The 17,444-nt window shown below is 70.6% G+C and carries 20 protein-coding genes; 12 read left to right on the forward strand and 8 right to left on the reverse strand.

Translation table 11 applies throughout. The features are described 5' to 3' along the window. Nucleotides 1-61: 61 nt before the first annotated feature. A complete protein-coding gene (locus NQ151_RS06715; protein ID WP_257527495.1) occupies nt 62-454 on the forward strand; it encodes an ester cyclase in 393 nt (130 codons plus the stop codon). Nucleotides 455-483: 29 nt separating this feature from the next. On the opposite strand, the gene NQ151_RS06720 is transcribed toward NQ151_RS06715, so the two are convergent. Beyond that, nucleotides 484-786, reverse strand: a complete 303-nt coding sequence (locus NQ151_RS06720) for a putative quinol monooxygenase (protein ID WP_257508101.1) — start codon at nt 784-786, stop codon at nt 484-486. 40 nt (nt 787-826) lie between these two features. Beyond that, nucleotides 827-1,318 (reverse strand): bifunctional nuclease family protein, encoded by a 492-nt coding sequence (locus tag NQ151_RS06725; protein WP_257508100.1) that lies wholly within the window; start codon nt 1,316-1,318, stop codon nt 827-829. A 139-nt stretch (nt 1,319-1,457) separates the two neighbouring features. Here NQ151_RS06725 and ligD point away from each other — a divergent pair, with 139 nt between their 5' ends. Beyond that, nucleotides 1,458-2,693 (forward strand): non-homologous end-joining DNA ligase, encoded by a 1,236-nt coding sequence (gene ligD, locus NQ151_RS06730; protein WP_257527496.1) that lies wholly within the window; start codon nt 1,458-1,460, stop codon nt 2,691-2,693. 16 nt (nt 2,694-2,709) lie between these two features. Here the strand turns inward: ligD and NQ151_RS06735 are convergent, their stop codons facing one another. After that, complete coding sequence (locus tag NQ151_RS06735) at nt 2,710-3,789, reverse strand: DNA glycosylase AlkZ-like family protein (protein ID WP_257508098.1); 1,080 nt, start codon at nt 3,787-3,789, stop codon at nt 2,710-2,712. Beyond that, nucleotides 3,786-4,778: an SDR family oxidoreductase gene (locus NQ151_RS06740; protein WP_257527497.1), complete on the reverse strand. Its 993-nt coding sequence runs from the start codon at nt 4,776-4,778 to the stop codon at nt 3,786-3,788. The genes NQ151_RS06735 and NQ151_RS06740 overlap by 4 nt, the downstream gene beginning before the upstream one ends. Before the next feature lie 144 nt (nt 4,779-4,922). Between NQ151_RS06740 and NQ151_RS06745 the strand changes: the two genes are divergently transcribed. Next, the gene (locus NQ151_RS06745) at nt 4,923-5,480 is read left to right on the forward strand and encodes an O-acetyl-ADP-ribose deacetylase (protein WP_257527498.1); all 558 of its coding nucleotides are present in this window, start codon (nt 4,923-4,925) and stop codon (nt 5,478-5,480) included. 8 nt (nt 5,481-5,488) lie between these two features. Here the strand turns inward: NQ151_RS06745 and NQ151_RS06750 are convergent, their stop codons facing one another. Continuing rightward, a complete protein-coding gene (locus tag NQ151_RS06750; protein ID WP_257527499.1) occupies nt 5,489-6,955 on the reverse strand; it encodes an HNH endonuclease signature motif containing protein in 1,467 nt (488 codons plus the stop codon). Nucleotides 6,956-7,079: 124 nt separating this feature from the next. On the opposite strand from NQ151_RS06750, the gene NQ151_RS06755 reads away from it, so the two are divergent. After that, nucleotides 7,080-7,616 (forward strand): DUF1697 domain-containing protein, encoded by a 537-nt coding sequence (locus NQ151_RS06755; protein ID WP_257527500.1) that lies wholly within the window; start codon nt 7,080-7,082, stop codon nt 7,614-7,616. 33 nt (nt 7,617-7,649) lie between these two features. Here NQ151_RS06755 and NQ151_RS06760 read toward each other — a convergent pair whose 3' ends face one another. Next, the gene (locus NQ151_RS06760) at nt 7,650-8,048 is read right to left on the reverse strand and encodes a hypothetical protein (RefSeq protein WP_257527501.1); all 399 of its coding nucleotides are present in this window, start codon (nt 8,046-8,048) and stop codon (nt 7,650-7,652) included. Between the two features lie 126 nt (nt 8,049-8,174). Between NQ151_RS06760 and NQ151_RS06765 the strand changes: the two genes are divergently transcribed. Both NQ151_RS06765 and NQ151_RS06770 read left to right on the forward strand, forming a co-directional pair. Beyond that, nucleotides 8,175-8,522 (forward strand): nuclear transport factor 2 family protein, encoded by a 348-nt coding sequence (locus tag NQ151_RS06765; RefSeq protein ID WP_257508092.1) that lies wholly within the window; start codon nt 8,175-8,177, stop codon nt 8,520-8,522. Between the two features lie 169 nt (nt 8,523-8,691). Continuing rightward, on the forward strand, nt 8,692-8,934 hold the full coding sequence (locus NQ151_RS06770; protein WP_257527502.1) for a hypothetical protein: 243 nt from the start codon (nt 8,692-8,694) through the stop codon (nt 8,932-8,934). A gap of 12 nt (nt 8,935-8,946) precedes the next feature. Here NQ151_RS06770 and NQ151_RS06775 read toward each other — a convergent pair whose 3' ends face one another. Next, nucleotides 8,947-9,672, reverse strand: coding sequence for an NUDIX hydrolase (locus NQ151_RS06775; RefSeq protein ID WP_257508090.1), 726 nt, complete (start codon nt 9,670-9,672; stop codon nt 8,947-8,949). A gap of 107 nt (nt 9,673-9,779) precedes the next feature. Between NQ151_RS06775 and NQ151_RS06780 the strand changes: the two genes are divergently transcribed. From NQ151_RS06780 to NQ151_RS06805, 6 genes are all read left to right on the forward strand, one after another. Next, on the forward strand, nt 9,780-10,679 hold the full coding sequence (locus NQ151_RS06780; RefSeq protein ID WP_257527503.1) for an aminoglycoside phosphotransferase family protein: 900 nt from the start codon (nt 9,780-9,782) through the stop codon (nt 10,677-10,679). Between the two features lie 73 nt (nt 10,680-10,752). Continuing rightward, nucleotides 10,753-11,793 (forward strand): lactonase family protein, encoded by a 1,041-nt coding sequence (locus NQ151_RS06785; RefSeq protein ID WP_257527504.1) that lies wholly within the window; start codon nt 10,753-10,755, stop codon nt 11,791-11,793. Between the two features lie 283 nt (nt 11,794-12,076). Next, nucleotides 12,077-12,976 carry an aggregation-promoting factor C-terminal-like domain-containing protein gene (locus NQ151_RS06790; protein ID WP_257527505.1) on the forward strand — a complete coding sequence of 300 codons (900 nt, stop codon included), beginning with the start codon at nt 12,077-12,079 and terminating at the stop codon, nt 12,974-12,976. A gap of 225 nt (nt 12,977-13,201) precedes the next feature. Further along, nucleotides 13,202-14,146 carry a hypothetical protein gene (locus tag NQ151_RS06795; RefSeq protein ID WP_257527506.1) on the forward strand — a complete coding sequence of 315 codons (945 nt, stop codon included), beginning with the start codon at nt 13,202-13,204 and terminating at the stop codon, nt 14,144-14,146. Between the two features lie 194 nt (nt 14,147-14,340). Beyond that, on the forward strand, nt 14,341-15,177 hold the full coding sequence (locus NQ151_RS06800) for a nuclease-related domain-containing protein (protein WP_257527507.1): 837 nt from the start codon (nt 14,341-14,343) through the stop codon (nt 15,175-15,177). Between the two features lie 162 nt (nt 15,178-15,339). Beyond that, entirely contained in the window at nt 15,340-15,687 is a 348-nt protein-coding gene (locus NQ151_RS06805; RefSeq protein ID WP_257508083.1) for a hypothetical protein, read from the forward strand. A gap of 23 nt (nt 15,688-15,710) precedes the next feature. Here the strand turns inward: NQ151_RS06805 and NQ151_RS06810 are convergent, their stop codons facing one another. After that, complete coding sequence (locus NQ151_RS06810; RefSeq protein WP_257527842.1) at nt 15,711-17,411, reverse strand: ABC1 kinase family protein; 1,701 nt, start codon at nt 17,409-17,411, stop codon at nt 15,711-15,713. Between the last annotated feature and the right edge of the window lie 33 nt (nt 17,412-17,444).

Below are 17,444 nucleotides of genomic sequence, written 5' to 3' on the forward strand. Positions count from 1 at the left end.
CGCTTCACCGGGTGCAGCGGCCGCCGCGGCCGCCGCCGCGGCCGCCGCGGATAATGATCGGGTGGAGCCGTGGGAGATGCGCGAGTGGTACGCCGACTACCTGGATGCCTGCAACCGTCACGATCTGGAAGCGATCCGCGCCTTCGTCGATCCGTCGGTGCGGCGCGCGCACCTGCCTGGCGGAGCCCATGCCTGGGTCGCCGACATGGCGGAGTTGTTCCGTGCGTTCCCCGACTGGCGCTGGCGCCGCATCCAGCTCGTCGTCGAGGATGATCGGATCGCCGCGCACCTGCGCGCAAGCGGCACACACCAGGGACCGTTCCGCGGCATCGCGCCGACGCGACGGCACGTCAACGTCGCGGAGTTCGCGATGTACCGCGTGACCAACGGACGCATCGCGGAGTTCTCCGGCACGACCGACCACGCCGAACTGCTCAGCCAGCTGACGAAGTAATCGCCTCGGATCCGGCGGGCACGACGCTCTCAGTCGCGCAGCGGCGATCCGACGACGTCGAACTGGAAACCGCCGACCTCGCCGCTGAGCAACGGCCGCGCCTTGGCGATCGCCGCCTGCACCTCGGGCAGGGTCAGCGACGCGCGGTGCGCGTCCGCGCTCGTCCACAGCTCCACCACGAAGACCGTGTCGGGCTCGCGGTCGCTGATGCCCACCTCGTAGGCGAGGCATCCGACATGATCGAGCGTGTCACTGCGCTGGATGAGCAGCGCCACGAGCGCATCGCGCTTTCCGGCGATGGCGCCGAGAGTGCCCACGTTGGCGAAGATCATGGGCCGAGTGTAGGCCCGCGCAGCGACGCGCGCACCGCGGTCACTCGCGGAAGTCTTCGGGCTCCACGTCGTCGATGAAGTGCTTGAACTCCTCGATGTTGTCCTCGGCGTCAGCCGCGGCGAGCACATCGGGGATGCCTGCTTCGGCGAGCACCTCGTCGGCGACGAAGATCGGGGCGGCCGTACGCGAGGCGAGCGCGATGGCATCCGACGGACGGGCGTCGACGGACTGCGTGCCGCGGGGCGAGGTCAGCGTGACCTCGGCATAGAAGGTGCCGTCGTCGATGCGCGCGACCTCGACGCGATCGACCTCGGCACCGAGCGTGGAGAGCATCGACCGCATCAGGTCGTGCGCGAGCGGCCGCGGGGTGATCGCCCCCTCGACGGCGATGAGGATCGACGTCGCCTCCTGCGCGCCGATCCAGATCGGCAGGATGGCGCCTTCGCCGGGGAGGGCGTCGATGGGCTTGAGCAGCACGACGCGCTGCCCCTCGGGGTCGAGGGCGACACCGGCCACACGCACCTGCACCATGTGTGCTCCCTTCGACCCGAGGCATCCGGCTGGACCCCTCGGAGCCCATCGTAGGCACGTCGCGCCCCCCGGGGCACCGGTCCCCGTCATTCGCCGCGACAACCCCGCGCCACCGCGGCCCTGGGCGTATCGTGACCGCATGGCATCCGCGAAGGACGACGCCGTCATGCTGCAGATCGGCGACCACGATGTGCGGGTGAGCCACCCGCACAAGGTCGTCTTCCCCGTACCCGGTCTGACCAAGCTCGACCTGGTCGATTACTACCTCGCCGTCGCCGACGGCGCGCTGGGGGGAGCGGCCGACCGGCCGATGGTGCTCAAGCGCTTCGTGAAGGGCATCGACCACGAAGCGTTCTTCCAGAAGCGGGTGCCGGAGAACCACCCCGACTGGGTGCAGACCGCCACGCTGCGGTATGCGTCGGGCACGAGCGCCGAAGAGGCGGTGATCCAGGATGCCGCGGGGCTGGCGTGGATCGTCAACCTCGGCTGCCTGGACCTGAACCCCCATCCGGTGCGCGCGCGGGATCTGGATCACCCCGACGAGCTGCGCATCGATCTGGATCCGATGCCGGGGGTCGACTGGCAGCAGATCGTCGATGTCGCGTTCGTCGTGCAGGACGTGCTCACCGACCACGGGCTCGTGGGGTGGCCGAAGACGTCGGGGTCGCGCGGCATCCACATCCTGGTGCGGCTGCGGCCGGAGTGGGACTTCGCCGCCGTGCGGCTGGCCGCCCAGACGCTCGCCCGCGAAGTGGAAAACCGCGCGCCGGGGCTGGCCAGCGCCCACTGGTGGAAGGAGGAGCGCGGCGAGAGCGTGTTCGTCGACTTCAACCAGAACGCCAAGGACCGCACCGTGGCATCGGCGTACTCGGTGCGGGCGCTCCCCGATGCCCGGGTGTCCACCCCGCTGGAGTGGGACGAGCTGCGCACGCGCCGCCCCGAGGAGTTCACGGTGCCGACGGTGCGCACCCGGTTCGCCGAGCGGGGCGACCCGCACGCCGGCATCGACGACGCCCCGGGGTCGCTCGACGCGCTGCTGGCGCTGGCGGAGCAGCTGGGTCCGGCCGAGCGGGCGCCGCGCGGATCGGGCACGGCCGAGGGGCGGCGCGTGTCGACCATGCCGCTCATCGAGATCGCGCGCGCCAAGACGAAGGACGAGGCGCTGGCGGGGTTGGAGGCTTGGAAGGCGCGGCATCCGGAGGTCGTGTCGCAGCTGTCCCCCGCCGACGTGCTCGTGGACGGCATGCGCGGGTCGAGCACGCTCTGGTACCGCATCCGCGTCAATCTGCAGCACGTTCGCGAGGCCGAACGCCCGGCGCAGGAGCCGCTTGAGGTCGACTACGACCCGTGGGCCGGGCGCAGCTTCCCTGGTTGACGCTGGACATCGGCCTTCATTCCTCCCCGTCGACCGGCATCCCGAGCCACTCGCCGAGCTCGGCGATCTCGGCGCGCACCATCTCGTGCTCCTCTGGCTCGAACGGCAGGAACTCGTGCACCGCGTTGACGCGCAGCACGCCGCGGCTCTTGTCGACCTCGGCGTCGAGCATCCCGACGAACCGGTCGCCCATCAGGATGGGGTGCGCGAAGAACCCGTAGCGGCGCTGGGGTTTGGGCTTGAACTGCTCCAGCACGTAGTCGAACTCGAAGATCTCACTCAGCCGCGGGCGGTCGAACAGCATCCCGTCGTACGGGTTGAGGAAGGCCACGCGCCCGCCGTCGTCCTCGTCGAGGGCGGCGAGCGCATCGGGGTCGACGCGGTACTTCCGCGTGCTGCCCTCGATCGTCGCCGGCTCCCCCGCGTCGCCGACACGCGTCCACGGTGACCGCTGTTTGGCGATGCCCGCCGCCTGCAGCCGCCGCATGTTCCGCAGGCGCGCGGCCTCCTCGGGGTCGTACTCGGGCAGGTCGGCGGGGTAGACGCGTTCGGCGAGGTCCCACACGCGCTGGCGGCCCTCGCGGCCGGCGATCGCGACGACGCCCTGGCACATGAGGAACTCCAGCATCTGCGGAACCTGGTTGGCCCCCGACCAGCCGTCGGGCGGGCGGCTGACCTGCGCGGTATCGGGGATCTGCCCGGCCAGCAGTGGCCCCTCGGCCCGCAGGCGCGCGATCACGTCGGCGCGGAAGCGGTCGTTCGCCTCGAGCCACCGCCGGCTGCTCTCCCGCTGCGGCCACGCCCGCATCTCGGGGAGCATGAGCGGCAGCATGCTCATCGGGCGGAAGGTGCCGGCGAACTCGAACAGCAGCCGGTCGCCTTCGACCACCTTGCGCAGCTGCCCCGGTTCGTACGACCACCCGATGCGCGACCACAGCACGGTGTGCTCGCAGGGCGCGATCGTGGCGGTCGGGTCGATCTTGATGCTGCCGAGTTGCTCGGCCACTTCGACGACGTCGCCGGGCCGCACCGCGTCGAGCAGCTGCGCGCGCACCGCGATGCGGCGCGCCTGGTCGAGGGTGAGCCGGTGGGTCACGGGCTCGACGCTAGTCCAGAGGTGCCCCGCGGGGCACCAGTGCGCAACAACTCCTCCGCGACGGTCCACATCCGCGTCGCGTCGTCGGCGTTCACCACGCGGCGGAACGGATGCCGCCGGCGCGCGGCTCCCACCATCTGCAGCAACCCCGATGGTGCGAAGAAGTGGCCGTGCGCGGCATCCGCGGCATCCGTGGCGTCCGTGGCATCCGTGGCATCCACGGTGAGCGCCTGCAGCGCCGGTTGCGCGGCCTGCGTCAGCGGGTTGCCGAAGTTCGTCGCTGCCGCGTGGACGAACCCCTGCGGCAGCCGGCGGCGCAGGTCCGACGCGATCGCCGAACCGGGGGCGATGCCGGGGTGCGCCTGCGCCACGGTGATCCCCCAGCCGTCGGCGGCGCTGCGGCGGGCGAGTTCGGTGCCGACCAGCGCCAGCGCGAGCTTGGATCGGCCGTAGGCGCGCAGCGCACCGTAGCGGCGTTCGAGCTGCAGGTCGTGCCAATGGATGCGGCACACCGCGGCGCCGAGGCTGGTCTGCATCACGGTGCGCGCCCGCGATGCCTGCAGCAGCGGCAGCAGCCCCACCGTGAGGGCGAAGTGGCCGAGGAAGTTGGTCTGAAAGTGAAGTTCGAAGCCGTCGGCGGTGACGTGGCGCTCACTGTCGCCCAGCATCACGACGCCGGCGTTGGCGAGATAGAGGTGGATCGGGGTGCGCTCGTCGTTCAGCTCGCGAGCCAGTGCCGTGACGGAGTCGAGGCGCGCGAGGTCCAGGTCGCGCAACTGCAGGCTCGCGTCGGGTGCCGTGCGGCGGATGTCGTCGATCGCGCGGCGGCCCTTGTCGCGGTTGCGCACCGGAAGGATGACGTGCGCGCCGGCGGCGGCGAGCGCGCGGGCGATCTCGCGGCCGACCCCGTCGCTAGCGCCGGTGACCAGCGCGTTGCGGCCGGTGAGGTCGGGCAGCTCGGGCAGCGGGGCGGCGCTCGTCGTGGCCATGGCGTCCCTTCGGTCCCCCAACGGATACCACGCCGGCCGCACCCAGCGCAGTCTGCGGCGACGGACTCCGCGTCGCTGGGTGCCGCGGCGTGGACGCGGCGCAACCCCTCGCTGCGCAGTGCGGTCGCGGGTGACACTGGCGTCATGACGAAGATCATCGCGGTGCACGGGGACATCACCGACCAACGGGTGGACGCGATCGTGAACGCCGCGAACAACGGCATGCGCGGTGGCGGCGGGGTCGACGGCGCCATCCACCGGGCGGGCGGCCCGGCGGTGCTGCGAGACTGCATCTCGCGCTTTCCGGACGGGCTCGCCACCGGTGACGCCGGCTGGACGACCGCCGGCGACCTGCCTGCGCAGTGGGTGATCCACACCGTCGGCCCGAACTACGCCGCCGGTCAGCGCGACCGGTCGCTGCTGGTGTCGTGCTATCGACGTTCGCTGCAGGTCGCCGATGAGCTGGGGGCGCGCACCGTGGCGTTCCCGCTGATCAGCGCCGGGATCTACGGCTGGCCGAAGGCGGATGCCATCGCCGCCGCCGTGGAGACGATCGCCGCCGCCGACACCGCGGTGGAAGAGGCTCGGATCGTCGCGTTCGACGCGGCGACGTACGAGCAGGTGGCCGCAGCCGTCGCGGCCGCAGCCGCCGCGGCGGCAGCCGGCGCGGCCGACGAGACGGGCGCGGCCGGCGCGGGCTGATCCGCCGCTCACGCCGCGCGCCAACCGGATCTGTCGGGGGGCGGGTCCCACGCCCACTTCACCGGGGACTTCGACCGCAGCACGATCGGCGCACCCCCACCCGGCGGGTGCAGGATGAACGGTCCCTGCCCATCGCGGGTGATCTTCCACCCCGCGTTGTGCAGCTGCATGTGATGGAAGCGGCAGAGCAGGATGCCGCGGTCGATGTCGGTCCGGCCCTGATCCTCACCCCAATGGTCGATGTGATGCGCTTCGCAGTACGAAGCCGGGCGGTCGCACCGCGGCGCCATGCAGCCGCCGTCGCGCGCCGCGAGCGCGAGGCGCTGCTTCGCCGTGAACAGGCGCCGCTCGCGCCCCACATCCAGCGGGTTGCCACAGCTGTCGACGGTCACCACGACCGACGCGGTGTCGCACAGCGTCCGGTCGAGCACTGAGCCGGGCATCGCTGCCCCGCCGTCCTCGACGTGGGCGACGCTCAACAGCCGCCCGAACGCGTCACGCGGACCGACGGCATCCTTCACCGCGATCAGCCGCACGCCGGGCTGGCGAACGCCGAACACGTCTTCGGCGGACGCGAGGGCGCCGGCCCGCAGCAGGTCCATCATGAGGTCGTAGGTCAGCTGGTCGTTCGTGCGCGGGTCGTGCGTGAGCGCCTCAGCCTCGGCGCGCTCGGCATCGGTGACGAACCGCGGACCACCCCGTCGCGGCCGCAATGCCGCGGAGATCATCGAGTCCACCCACGCGTACATCTCGTCGTCGAAGTCGATGCGCGCGTGGTGCACGCCGTCGGCGTCGGTCCACATGCGCCACGAGCGGGCGGCGAACCGGCGCGCGAACCGCTCCTCGGCGCCGGCGGGATCCAGCGCATCGCGCACGGCGCGCGCCCGCTTGGCCAGTTCTTCCACGGGCATCCCGTGCACCTCGTCCATGAGTTGCTCGGCCGCGATCGCCCAGACGGCCGCCGCCCCGTCGCCGTCGCACGGCTCCCCCAGCCCGCGCCGGATCGCGTCGTGCTGCGCCGTCGTCAGCGTGCCGTCAAGCATCGCCGCCCGTAGCCCCGCGTGCCACGGCGGCGGAGGCGCGACCACCGGCACCGGCCCACCCGGCGCACCCAAATCCCGCGGTTCCACCGCCGCCACGTCGTCAAGCAGCGACGAGCCCACCCGCACCGTGCGGGTGGCATCCGCGCGCGAACCGCCCGTGATGTCCTGGATCATCGTCACCGGCGACCGATGCCCTCGCTTGCCCGCGAGACCACCGTGCGGCGCCGCGGACCGCTCCGTGATGACAGCCGCCGCCACGACCTGCAGCCGCTCGGCGCACCCGATGACCGCGGCGGAGTCTTGGAACAGCGCCACGACGTCGTCGTCGGACAGGTTCCGCACTGCCGCAAGCAACGCATCGGGCTCGACATCGAGAGCGTCGTGGCCGCTGACGGCCTGCGCTCTCGTGGCGAACTCGGCGAGGAAGGTCATACCGACATCATGCTCCTACCCTCGGACATTTGTTCGAGGGTTGGGGCGAGATGTGGACAACTCGCCGGCGTAGCCGGCTGGGGAGGCGCCGCCGCACCGCTCCCCCGCGGCGTAGCATCCGACCGTGATCTACGCCGTCGGATTCCTGCGCAACGTCAACCAGGGCCAGCGCGGGCACCCGTCCGCTGCCGACATCCTCGCGGCGTTCGCCGACGCCGGGGCTCCCGACGCCGTCACGTTCCAGAGCAATGGGACGGTCCTGTTCACCGCCGACGATCCGCAAGCCGTCATCGCGGATGCCGTGACCGCACTGGCCGCCCGCACCGGGCTCCAGCGTGCCGCGCACGCGCTGCCGTTCACCGAGATCGAGCGCATCGTCGCCGGGCACGCCGATCAGCCCGACGCGAGTCGGCGCGAGGTGAGCTTCCACGGCCGTCGCAGCGGCAGCATCGACATCGCCGACCCCGACGTCGTGCGGGCCGCCGCCGAGTACCGGTGCCGGATCCTCGAGTTCGCCGACGGCTGGGCGGTGTCGCTGAACGACATCGAGGGGGACGGGAACGGCACGCCGGTCATCGAGCAGCTCACCGGCCACCCCGCGACCTCGCGCGGCCTGCGCACCCTGGCGCGCCTGGTCAACCGCTTCGGATCCGACGCATAGGCACCGGGCCCAGCCGCACCGACCCATACCAAATCACTTCATCAGTTCCTCGAACTCCGCGACAGCGACCACCCCCTGCGCTCCGGCGAGCAGTCGCGCGTCCTCGGCCACGAGAGCATCGGCCTGCAGCACCGCGACCGCGAGGTACTCGGCGAGCGGGGTGTCCTCCCAGCCCAGCTGCGCGGCAAGCTTCCACGCCGTCGCGCGTGAAACGCGGTCGCCGAGCAACCGGATCTTCAACTCGGCGACTCCCTCCAGGCGCGCGCGCCCGAGTTTCTCGTCGAGCGTTCCCTCCCGCACCGCTCGGTACAGGTACGAGAGCGCGTGCGAGCGCAGCACCGATGGTGCCACCAGCGAGTGTCCGGCGCCGAGCGGGCGGCCGTCGGCGAGGAGCCGCAGCGCCGTGGGCGCGTCGATTGCGAACCGAGTCATGACCGGATGATGGCAGCCACCCCCGACACGACGGATGCCGGACTCAAGAATCCCCCACCCCGGACCCCGAGAGGCCGCCGCTACCACCCCGTTGCCCATGTCCGACCCCCGCGCTAGACCGGTCGCATGAGCAGAACACGCGAATGGCTGAACGGTTACATCACGGCGTGGGAGTCGAAGGACCCCGACGACGTGCGGAAGATCTTCACCGAGGATGCCGAGTACTTCTTCCAACCCGACGATCCGGAGGCGGCGCGCGGAATCGACAAGATCATCGAGGAATGGCTCGACCCCGAGCCGACCAAGGCCGAGCACAACCTCGACGTGCTCGTCGAGAACGATCAGGTCGGCATCATCTCCGGCCACGTCACCTACCCCGGGCACTCCTCCTACGTCAACCTCTGGGAGGTGCATTTCGCGCCCGACGGCCGCGCCCAGAAGTTCGTGGAGTGGTGCCGGCGCGACGACGAATAACGACGACGAATAACACCGAGATTCACCGCCCGCGCGACCACGGCTCGCGTGGTCGGGCATCGAGCAGACCAACCTGCTCGAGGGCGCGGTGCCGGGAGACGTGATCCGGTCGGCGATGACCCCCGGGGGCACGTCGCGCAGGTGGTCCCAGCGGCAGTGGTTGACGAGCGTGAACGGCACAGCACGGTCGACGGGCTGCAGCACGGTCGACGGGCTGCAGCACGGTCGAGTTGTCCAGGCCGGTCTGGTCCTGGAACCAGCCCGCCGTGTATTGCCACGCGAACAGGGCCGATACATTCTGCCGATCGTCGCGCTCGGACACGACGACCTGGTCGCCTCGGTCGGCGCCGTCGTGCAGCGGTACCTCATCGATGACTTCGTCCCGATTCAGCAGCAGCAAGCGGTCACCTGACTGCCCCGCACCTCACCGATCGGGCAGGATTTCCAGCGGCAGTTCGCGCGTGGCATCCCACGGCTCGGTCCACCCGAGCCGGTCGAACAGGGCGTCCAGCACCATCGCCGTGAAGCCCCACACCAGGTGCACCCCGTCCGCGTTCGGCACGTGGAACGCAACACTGCGGTACTCCGCGCCGTCGCGATGGATCACCGTCATGCCGCGGTTCGCGGGGTTGAGCAGGTCGGCGACGGGCGCGCGGAACACGTCGGCCGATTCCGCCTGGTCGACAGCGTGCACCGGCGACGGATGCCGCCACCACCCGAGCACAGGTGTGACGAGGTGCCGGGAGAAGGCGAGCGGGATGTTCTCCAGCGGGCCGAGCACCTCGACGCCGGCGGGATCGAGCCCCGTCTCCTCCTGCGCTTCCCGCAGCGCGGCGGCGACGGGGCCGCCGTCACCGGGGTCGATGCGTCCGCCGGGGAACGCCACCTGACCCGGGTGGGCACGCAGGGTCGTCGCGCGCGCCAGCAGCAGCACGTCCAGATCGCGCGACACCGCGGCATCCTGGGCATCGTGCGCGCTGGGCGACGAGTCGAGCACGCCGAACAGGATCAGCACGGCGGCCGCGCGGGCGTCCGCGGGGGCGGGCAGTTCGTTGAGCGCCTCGAAACCGGGCCCGTCACCGGCTGCGGCCGCGTCGGCGAGGGCGGCCAGCTGCGCCCGCGCGTACTGCGGCGTCTCGTCGGCGGGCATTCGTTCAGGCTACGCCGAATCCCGAATCCCGGATGCCGCGGTGCGCTGCCCGCACCCCGGGTCGTTGAGCGAGCCGCAGGCGGGCCGAACCGCGCTAACGTCACCGCATGCCGATGCACGCCGACGAGCTCGCGATCGACGAGCACGTCGTGCGCAGGCTGATCGCCGAGCAGTTTCCGCAGTGGCGCGACGAGCCGGTGCACCGCATGACGACGGACGGCACCGTCAGCGCCATCTTCCGCATCGGCGACGCCCTCGCGGCGCGGTTCCCGCTCCGTGACGCCGACCCGCGCGAGGCGCGTGCCCTCATCGCGGAAGAAACCGCGGCGATGCGCGAGCTCGCGGCATCCTGCCCGTTTCCCACACCCCTTCCGGTGGCCGAAGGCGCTCCCGGTGCGGGCTACCCGCTGCCGTGGTCGGTGCAGACGTGGCTCCCGGGTACCGTCGCGACGCCCGACGGACTGGCGCGCTCCGAGGGCTTCACCCGCGACTTGGTCCACCTCGTGCAGTCGCTCCGCGCCGCCGACACGAGGGGGCGCGCATTCGCCGGGTCCGGCCGTGGCGGCAGCTTGACGGATGCCGATGAGTGGATGCAGGTGTGCTTCGAGCGCAGCGTCGGGCTGTTGCCGGTGGATCGCCTTCGCGCGCTGTGGGCGGAGCTGCGCGCACTCCCCGCCGCCGGGCCCGATGTGATGACGCACGGTGACCTGATCCCCGGCAACCTGCTCGTGGACGGCGAGCACCTCGTCGGCGTGCTCGACGGCGGCGGCTTCGGGCCCGCAGACCCGGCACTGGATCTCGTCGGGGCGTGGCACCTGCTCGACGTCGACATGCGCGCGGTGCTGCGCGCCGAGCTGGAGTGCGACGATCTCGAGTGGCGCCGGGGCGCGGCGTGGGCGCTGCAGCAGTCGATGGGGCTGGTCTGGTACTACCGCGAGACCAGTCCCGGCATGAGTCGGCTCGGCGAGAGCACGCTGCGCCGGATCCTCGCCGCTTTCGGTCGTTGAGCGAGCGCCGGAGTCACGAGACGCAACGCGCAACCCCTTCGGCCCGATCTCACCTCCCACCTACGATCGAAGGATGACCGACTCGCACCTCGTCCTCGTCGCCAACGCCAAAGACGGCTCCATCAGCACCTTCCGTCTCACCGAGGGCACGCTCGACCGTCTCGCCGTCACCGACGGTCTCAACGGCTGCTCCACGTTCGCCGTCGACGCCGACCGCGACCTGGTCTACGCCGGTGTCAAGGGCGCTTCGAAGGACGACCCCTCCCGCATCCTGACGCTGTCGCTCGACCGCGCGAGCGGGCGCCTCACGCCGCAGAGCAGCCGCGACCTCGAGGGCGGCGGCATGAACTACCTCGCGCTCACCCGCGACGGCGCCGGACTGCTCGGCGCCTCGTACAGCGGCGGCTTCGGCATCAGCTCCCCCATCGTCGATGGCGTCGTGGGCGAGCCGGTGTCGCGTATCGAGTTCCCGAACCTGCACTCCGTGCTCCCCAGCGCCGATGGCCGCTTCGCCTACTTCGTCTCGCTGGGCGCCGACCTCGTCGCGCAGTATGCGCTGGCCGACGACCTGGCCCTGGTTCCCCTCGACCCCGCAACCGTTGCGGCACCCGAGGGCAGCGGCCCCCGGCACCTCGTGCTGAGCGACGCGCAGGATGCCGTCTACGTGCTGACCGAGTTCTCCGGCGAGGTGCTGCACTACGCCCGCGACACCGAGACCGGCACGCTGAGCCTGCAGGGCGCAACCACCGCGTACGACACCACGCTGGGTCTCGGCCACAGCGAGTTCGGTGCCGACCCGATGGCGAACCACTTCATCTGGGGCGCCGACCTGCACCTGGCCGACGGCGGCCGCCTACTGTGGGCCTCCGAGCGCACCGAGAGCACCCTGGGCGCCGTGTCGATCGCCGACGACGGCACCGTGTCGGCTCCGGAGATCTTCTTCGAGACCGAGCCGCAGCCCCGCGGATTCGCCGTGAGCCCCGACGGCGCCTACCTCGTCACCGCCGGCGAGCGCTCGACGACGGTCTCGCTGTACTCGGTCCATGGCTCCAGCGTGGTGCTGCTGCAGCAGGCCGAAACCGGCAACGGTGCGAACTGGGTGCGGTTCGTCTGAGCCCGCGAATCCACGCGCCGATTCGGCGCTGATCGAGCCTTTTCCTCGACGCCGTTGCCAGGAACCACCCAGGTAACGCACCGGAACCGTCCAGAAAGTGCAACCAGACTCGGGCACTTGCGTCCGCCCGAACGGATGCCACGCGTCGCACATCGGCGTGCCATCGACATACGGAACCGGTTTTCTCTTGCTTTCTACCTCCACGTCACTGCCCGATCGCCGCACCGCGCGCCGCACGGAACGCCGCGCTGAGCGCCGCATCCAGCGCCGCCCGATTCTGGTCGTGGCAACCCTGACGGTCGGCCTCGTGGCCGCCGTCGGAGTCACCGGAACGTCGGCCTCGACCGCACAGGCATCCGGGGCATCGCCGAACTTCGTGCTCGCATCGTCGACTGCTCCGCTGCAGCCCGGTGCCGTCGAGTCGAACTCGACGATCGAGGTCGCCTCCGCAGCCGATGAGGCGCGTACCCTCGCCGAGTCCGCGATGACGGCGTCGACGACGGTCACGGCAGACATCACGGCATCCGGGCTCGACATCGGTAGCCCCGTCACCACTGTCGACACGACGGAGCTTGCGACGTCGGTGCAGCAACTCGAGCGCGCGCAGGCGCTGCCCTTCGCCGATCTCTCGGAGGTCACCGAAGATGTGACCGCCGAGGCCGCCTCGGTCACCGAGCAGGCCGCCGGACTGCGCGGTCAGCTAGACGCCGCGATCGCCGTCAAGGCCGCTGCGGAAGCCGCTGCCGCCGAGGCGGCACGTCTCGCAGCCGAGGCCGCAGCGGCCGCCGCCACCGCCGCCGCCGCGGTGGAAGAGTCCTCCCCCGCGGCCGCGCCTGCCAACCCCGTCTACGCCACCGGCGGTGCCGTCGGCGGCAGCAGCCCGGCAGACGCGCAGGCGACTGCCCGCTCGATGCTCGGCGGCTACGGCTGGGGCGACGACCAGTTCGGATGCCTCGTGTCGCTGTGGCAGAAGGAATCCGGCTGGAACTACAAGGCGCACAACCCCTCGAGCGGCGCCTACGGCATCCCGCAGGCACTGCCCGGCAGCAAGATGGCCAGCGCCGGCGCCGACTGGCAGACCAACGCCGCCACCCAGATCGCGTGGGGCTTCGGCTACATCTCCGGCCGCTACGGCACCCCGTGCGGCGCGTGGGGTCAGTCGCAGTCGGTCGGCTGGTACTGAGTCTCCGATAAGCCCTAGCGCGTCGGCTCCTTTGCGAGCGAGTCCACGTGACTTGTTCGCGGCGGTGATCTAACGCTCGAGTCATATCAGCGAGTTCGTTGCGCGCTCGTAATCGGCGACCGCTTTTACATTTGTCGCTGCGCCTCAATTGGAGGTGGATTCGAGCACGTCAAATACGAATAGAGAATCAGAGGGCCCTAGGCTGTCGACCATCGCCATGGCGGCATGACCAGAGGGGGCACGTTGACCGCCGAAGTCACCACTTCCGATTCCGCAGCCCTGCCGATGCGCGTCCGCTCCCCCTGGCTATTTCTCGCCATCGGCGCTGCCAGCGCCCTCGTCGGCCTACTCCCCTGGCTCATGACCGGCGCGCACATGCCGATGCAGAACCTGTGGGCCTTCCAGCCGACCGACCTGCCGGTCGTGCTGCTGCCGTTCAGCCAGTACGCCGTGGACCTGATCTTCGCGCTGCTGATCGTCGGCGCGGCGGCGGCGGGCATCGCCGGCCGGGCGCTTCGCGCACGCGACATCCCGTTGGCCACTGCCCTCCTCATCGCGGGAGTCGTCGTCCCGCAGCTCATCGCGACGGTCCAGACCGCCATCACCGTCGCGGGCAGCCTGCAGGACCGCGTCGAGTCCACGATCTACCTCGCGGGCCTGACCGGCGGCTCGGTCTTCACGATCGCCGTCGGGGCGCTCGTCACGCGACTCATCGTGCGTGCGCCACGCGCCGGCGCGTTGCTCGGGCTCACGGTCGGCGCGATCGCTATGCGCGCGTGGATAGCCTCGCTCATCGTCCCGTTCGGCTCGGCATCCGCCGGTATCCCCGACGCGCTCATCGTTGCGCAGTGGGTGACCCCGGTGCTGGTGGGCGTCGCGATCGCTTGGACAGGCATCAACACGGTCGGCCGCGTCATCTCGGCAGTGGTCGCAGTGGTGCTGGCTTGGGTCGCACCCGCGGCTATGACCGGCATCGGCAGCGCCCTGGGTGCGCGCGTATACGTCGACCATCCAGCCGAGATGCTCGACTTCGGGCTCGGTGTGTTCCGATCGGCGCTCCTCATCCCCGAACTGGCCCTGCGACCGATCATCACCACCGTCGTGACGGCCGCGATCGGTCTCGGCATCCGCCTGCTGATCACTCGGCGCGATGCCCGGAGGGACGTATGACTGACACACCTATCGCTGACAACGAGCGGCGCATGCGGCTGCGATACGCGGGGGTATGCCATCTCTGCGCGACGCCACTGGCCGCAGGATCCGAAGCGATTTATGAACAGGGCCGCCGCCGCGTGCGGTGCGTCTCGTGTGTTAGTGGCGAGGTACCGGCGACCGTGCCCCCGCCAGCGCCGACGCCAACGTCCGTGCCGGTTCCCGACAGGGAACCGACTCCGCCCGCTCGCGAGGCCTCCGACGCCCTGCGGTTGCGCCCACCCGGTTCGGCCGTCATTGCCGAGATGCTTCGCGAGCACGCCGCGACCCCACCGCGCACTGGAGTTGCACGCTTCTTCGGCGCCTCCCCGCTCGGCGTCGAAGCTCGCCCCTGGTACATGGGCGCGCTCGGCGAGCTCGAGATCGCTCGCGTGCTCGACCAGGTCGGCCCCGAATGGCATGCCATCCATGCAGTTCCCGTCGGCACCAAGGGCAGCGACATCGACCACGTTGTCATCGGACCCGGCGGCGTCTTCACGATTAATTCGAAGAATCACGACGGCGGCAAGGTATGGGTGGCCGGAAAGGCGCTGCTCGTCAACGGGCAGCGTACAAAGCACCTGCGCAACGCCGAACATGAGGCCGACCGAGCGGCAAAGCTGCTCACGCTCGCGGTCGGCGCACCCGTTTCCGTCACCCCGATCGTCGCCGTCGTCGGTGCGAAGGACATCACGGTGCGCGAGCGGCCCGACAGGGTGATCATCTTGCGCGCGTCCCAGCTCGCCAGGTGGCTGCGTCGCCGCCCGCAGACACTCGACGCGTCCCAGGTCGCTCAGCTCGTCGACCGTGCGTCCGACCTGGCCACCTGGGGGAACCAGCCACTGCCAGTCGCCGATCTGAGCGCCTTCGACAAGCTCCGCGCCGATGTGGTGAGCGCGCACCGGCGTCGGCTCGCATGGGCGGTGGTCGGACTAGCCGCGTTGTTCCCGGCTGCATACGCCTTTCTGGCTGTGCTCCCCGGGCTCGTGTCGGCTTTCATCACTCGCTGAGTGCGCCACGCCCTCAGCGAGCCGTATTGGCGAGGCCTGGTCGCGCGACCGATTGTCGCGCATAACTCAATCCTTTTCTCCGCCTTCCCCGCACGCATATGCTGTTTCGCATTGCACCAACTCCGCATAGTGCCCGACGACTCGTATGTGAACGGTGATTAGGTGAACACTGACGTTTCCGCTTTGACCACGGACATGCTCCGATTCGCGGCGCTTCTCAAGCAGGTAGCCCGACCCGGACCCTCCGCCGCCGTGGACTTCATCGAGCAGGCAGAGAAACTCCTCGCCGATTCGTCACCCGAGACCATCGATGAAACGCGCCTGTGGCTTTCCAAAATGCTGCAGTACACCGGCGACAACAGCATCTTCGACCGATACGTCCTGAAGGACGGTGAGCCCGATACCGATCTGAGCCGCGAGTATCTGGAGCTGGCCAAGCGACTTCGCCGGTACGCGTACCCGCGCCTCTTGGTCGTGAATCCCTACCGCCGCAAGTTGCTCTCCTCGTAGGATTCGAACCCGCGCGAGCTCCGCTAACCCGCCCCGCGCGACCCGCCGCCGCCGAGCCACCCGGCGAACACGGCGTGCAGCAGCGGCAGCACCGACGCCCACATCAGCACGATCCCGAACACCTCGTCCGTCCCCCGCAGCAGCGCGCCGCCCACCAGCAGCGCCCCGAACAGGACCGCCGAGATGATCCGCCGCGCCGCGCGCTCCAGCCGCGCCAGGCGCCGGTCGATCCGCGGCGTCTCGACCGCGAGCCCACCCGACTCGATCCGATCGATGAACGCGTCCAGACGCCCCGGCAGCGCGGCAGCGACCGACAGCGCCGAGCCCGCCTGCTTCATCACGTCCTGCACGAGGTTGCCCTGCTCGTCGCGCATCAGCTGACCGGCGAACGGCTCGATCGCCTCCCAGATGTTGAAGGCGGGGTTCAGCGAACTGCACACCCCCGAAACCAGCGACATCGACCGGATGATCAGCAGAAAGTTCTCCGGCAGCTGGAACGGCATCTCGCGCACGACGTCGCCGAACTCCACGGCGAAGTCGCGGAACTCCTTCGGATCCACCTGCTGCAACTCGGCGAACCCCATGCCGCCGAACCGCGCGAACAGCTGCGTCATCGCGCGCTCGAGCTCGCGGGTGTCGGCCGACGGCAGCAGCACGCCTACGTCGCCGATGCTGTCCACCAGCCCCTTACCGTCGCGCGCGGCGACGGCGATCACGAGCCGGCGCAGGCCGCGGCGCAGCGACTCCGACACTTCGCCCATCATCCCGAAGTCGACGAAAGTCAGCTGGAACGGCCGCGACCCCGCGGCATCCGTCCCATTGCCCGAAGCGAGCACGGGCGTGACGAAGATGTTGCCGGGGTGCGGGTCGGCGTGGAAGAACCCGTCGCCGAACAGCTGCCCGAACATGACAGAGGCGAAGACGTTCGCGACCTCGCTCGGGTCGATGCCGGCCGCGCGCAGCCCCGCGACGTCGTTGATCTTGATCGCGGTGACATCCGACAGTGTCAGCACGCGCCGGGTGGTGCGCTCCCACACGATCTCGGGCACCGACACACGCGGGTCGCCAGCGGCGTTCTCGGCGAAGCGCTCGGCATTGCCCGCCTCGAGCAGGTAGTCGATCTCGGCGAGGCTCGTCAGGGCGAACTCCTCGACGAGGGCGGGCATGTCCACGCGACGCGAGACGGCCTGCACGCGGCTGAGCCACACCGCGACCCTGCGCAGCGCTTCCAGGTCGACGTCGACGACCTGCTGGATGCCGGGCCGCTGCACTTTCACCACGACCGCGTCGGAGCCCAGCACTTCGGCATCCAGCGGCGCGAGCCCGGCGCGATGGGCCTGACCGAGGGATGCCGCAGCCACCGGCACCTCGTCGAACCAGGCGTAGGCGCGGTCGAGCGACACCCCGAGTTCGGCTTCGGCAAGCTCCCGGATCGCCGGGAACGGCACCGGCGGCACCTCGTCCTGCAGCCCCTCGAGCTGCTTGGTGATCTCGGGCGGGAGCACGTCGAGGCGCGACGACAGGAACTGCCCGACCTTGATCATCAGGCCGCCGAGTTCGACCGCCAGCACGTGGAAGCGCTCCGCGATGCGCGTCATGCGCGCCGCGCGGCTGCGCGCCGTCACCCGTGCCAGCCCGATGCGCGGCAGGAACAGCTCGTACCACCACGACTGCAGCATGTAGCGCGCGGCGAAGCGCAGGATGCGCCCGCGGCGAGCGCGCATGCTCCCCACGCCGGGAACGCTCGCGTGCGGTTC

Source organism: Microbacterium sp. zg-YB36, assembly GCF_024623575.2.
In the GTDB taxonomy this organism is placed as follows: Bacteria; Actinomycetota; Actinomycetes; order Actinomycetales; family Microbacteriaceae; genus Microbacterium.

What these genes read in the sequence shown, in the direction of transcription:
- ligD (WP_257527496.1), top strand. Translation starts at nt 1,458, where the DNA reads ATGGCATCCGCGAAGGACGACGCCGTCATGCTGCAGATCGGCGACCAC.
- NQ151_RS06725 (WP_257508100.1), bottom strand. Translation starts at nt 1,318, where the DNA reads ATGGTGCAGGTGCGTGTGGCCGGTGTCGCCCTCGACCCCGAGGGGCAG.
- NQ151_RS06745 (WP_257527498.1), top strand. Translation starts at nt 4,923, where the DNA reads ATGACGAAGATCATCGCGGTGCACGGGGACATCACCGACCAACGGGTG.
- NQ151_RS06740 (WP_257527497.1), bottom strand. Translation starts at nt 4,778, where the DNA reads ATGGCCACGACGAGCGCCGCCCCGCTGCCCGAGCTGCCCGACCTCACC.
- NQ151_RS06780 (WP_257527503.1), top strand. Translation starts at nt 9,780, where the DNA reads ATGCCGATGCACGCCGACGAGCTCGCGATCGACGAGCACGTCGTGCGC.
- NQ151_RS06750 (WP_257527499.1), bottom strand. Translation starts at nt 6,955, where the DNA reads ATGACCTTCCTCGCCGAGTTCGCCACGAGAGCGCAGGCCGTCAGCGGC.
- NQ151_RS06810 (WP_257527842.1), bottom strand. Translation starts at nt 17,411, where the DNA reads ATGCGCGCTCGCCGCGGGCGCATCCTGCGCTTCGCCGCGCGCTACATG.
- NQ151_RS06785 (WP_257527504.1), top strand. Translation starts at nt 10,753, where the DNA reads ATGACCGACTCGCACCTCGTCCTCGTCGCCAACGCCAAAGACGGCTCC.
- NQ151_RS06795 (WP_257527506.1), top strand. Translation starts at nt 13,202, where the DNA reads ATGACCAGAGGGGGCACGTTGACCGCCGAAGTCACCACTTCCGATTCC.
- NQ151_RS06720 (WP_257508101.1), bottom strand. Translation starts at nt 786, where the DNA reads ATGATCTTCGCCAACGTGGGCACTCTCGGCGCCATCGCCGGAAAGCGC.
- NQ151_RS06775 (WP_257508090.1), bottom strand. Translation starts at nt 9,672, where the DNA reads ATGCCCGCCGACGAGACGCCGCAGTACGCGCGGGCGCAGCTGGCCGCC.
- NQ151_RS06765 (WP_257508092.1), top strand. Translation starts at nt 8,175, where the DNA reads ATGAGCAGAACACGCGAATGGCTGAACGGTTACATCACGGCGTGGGAG.
- NQ151_RS06760 (WP_257527501.1), bottom strand. Translation starts at nt 8,048, where the DNA reads ATGACTCGGTTCGCAATCGACGCGCCCACGGCGCTGCGGCTCCTCGCC.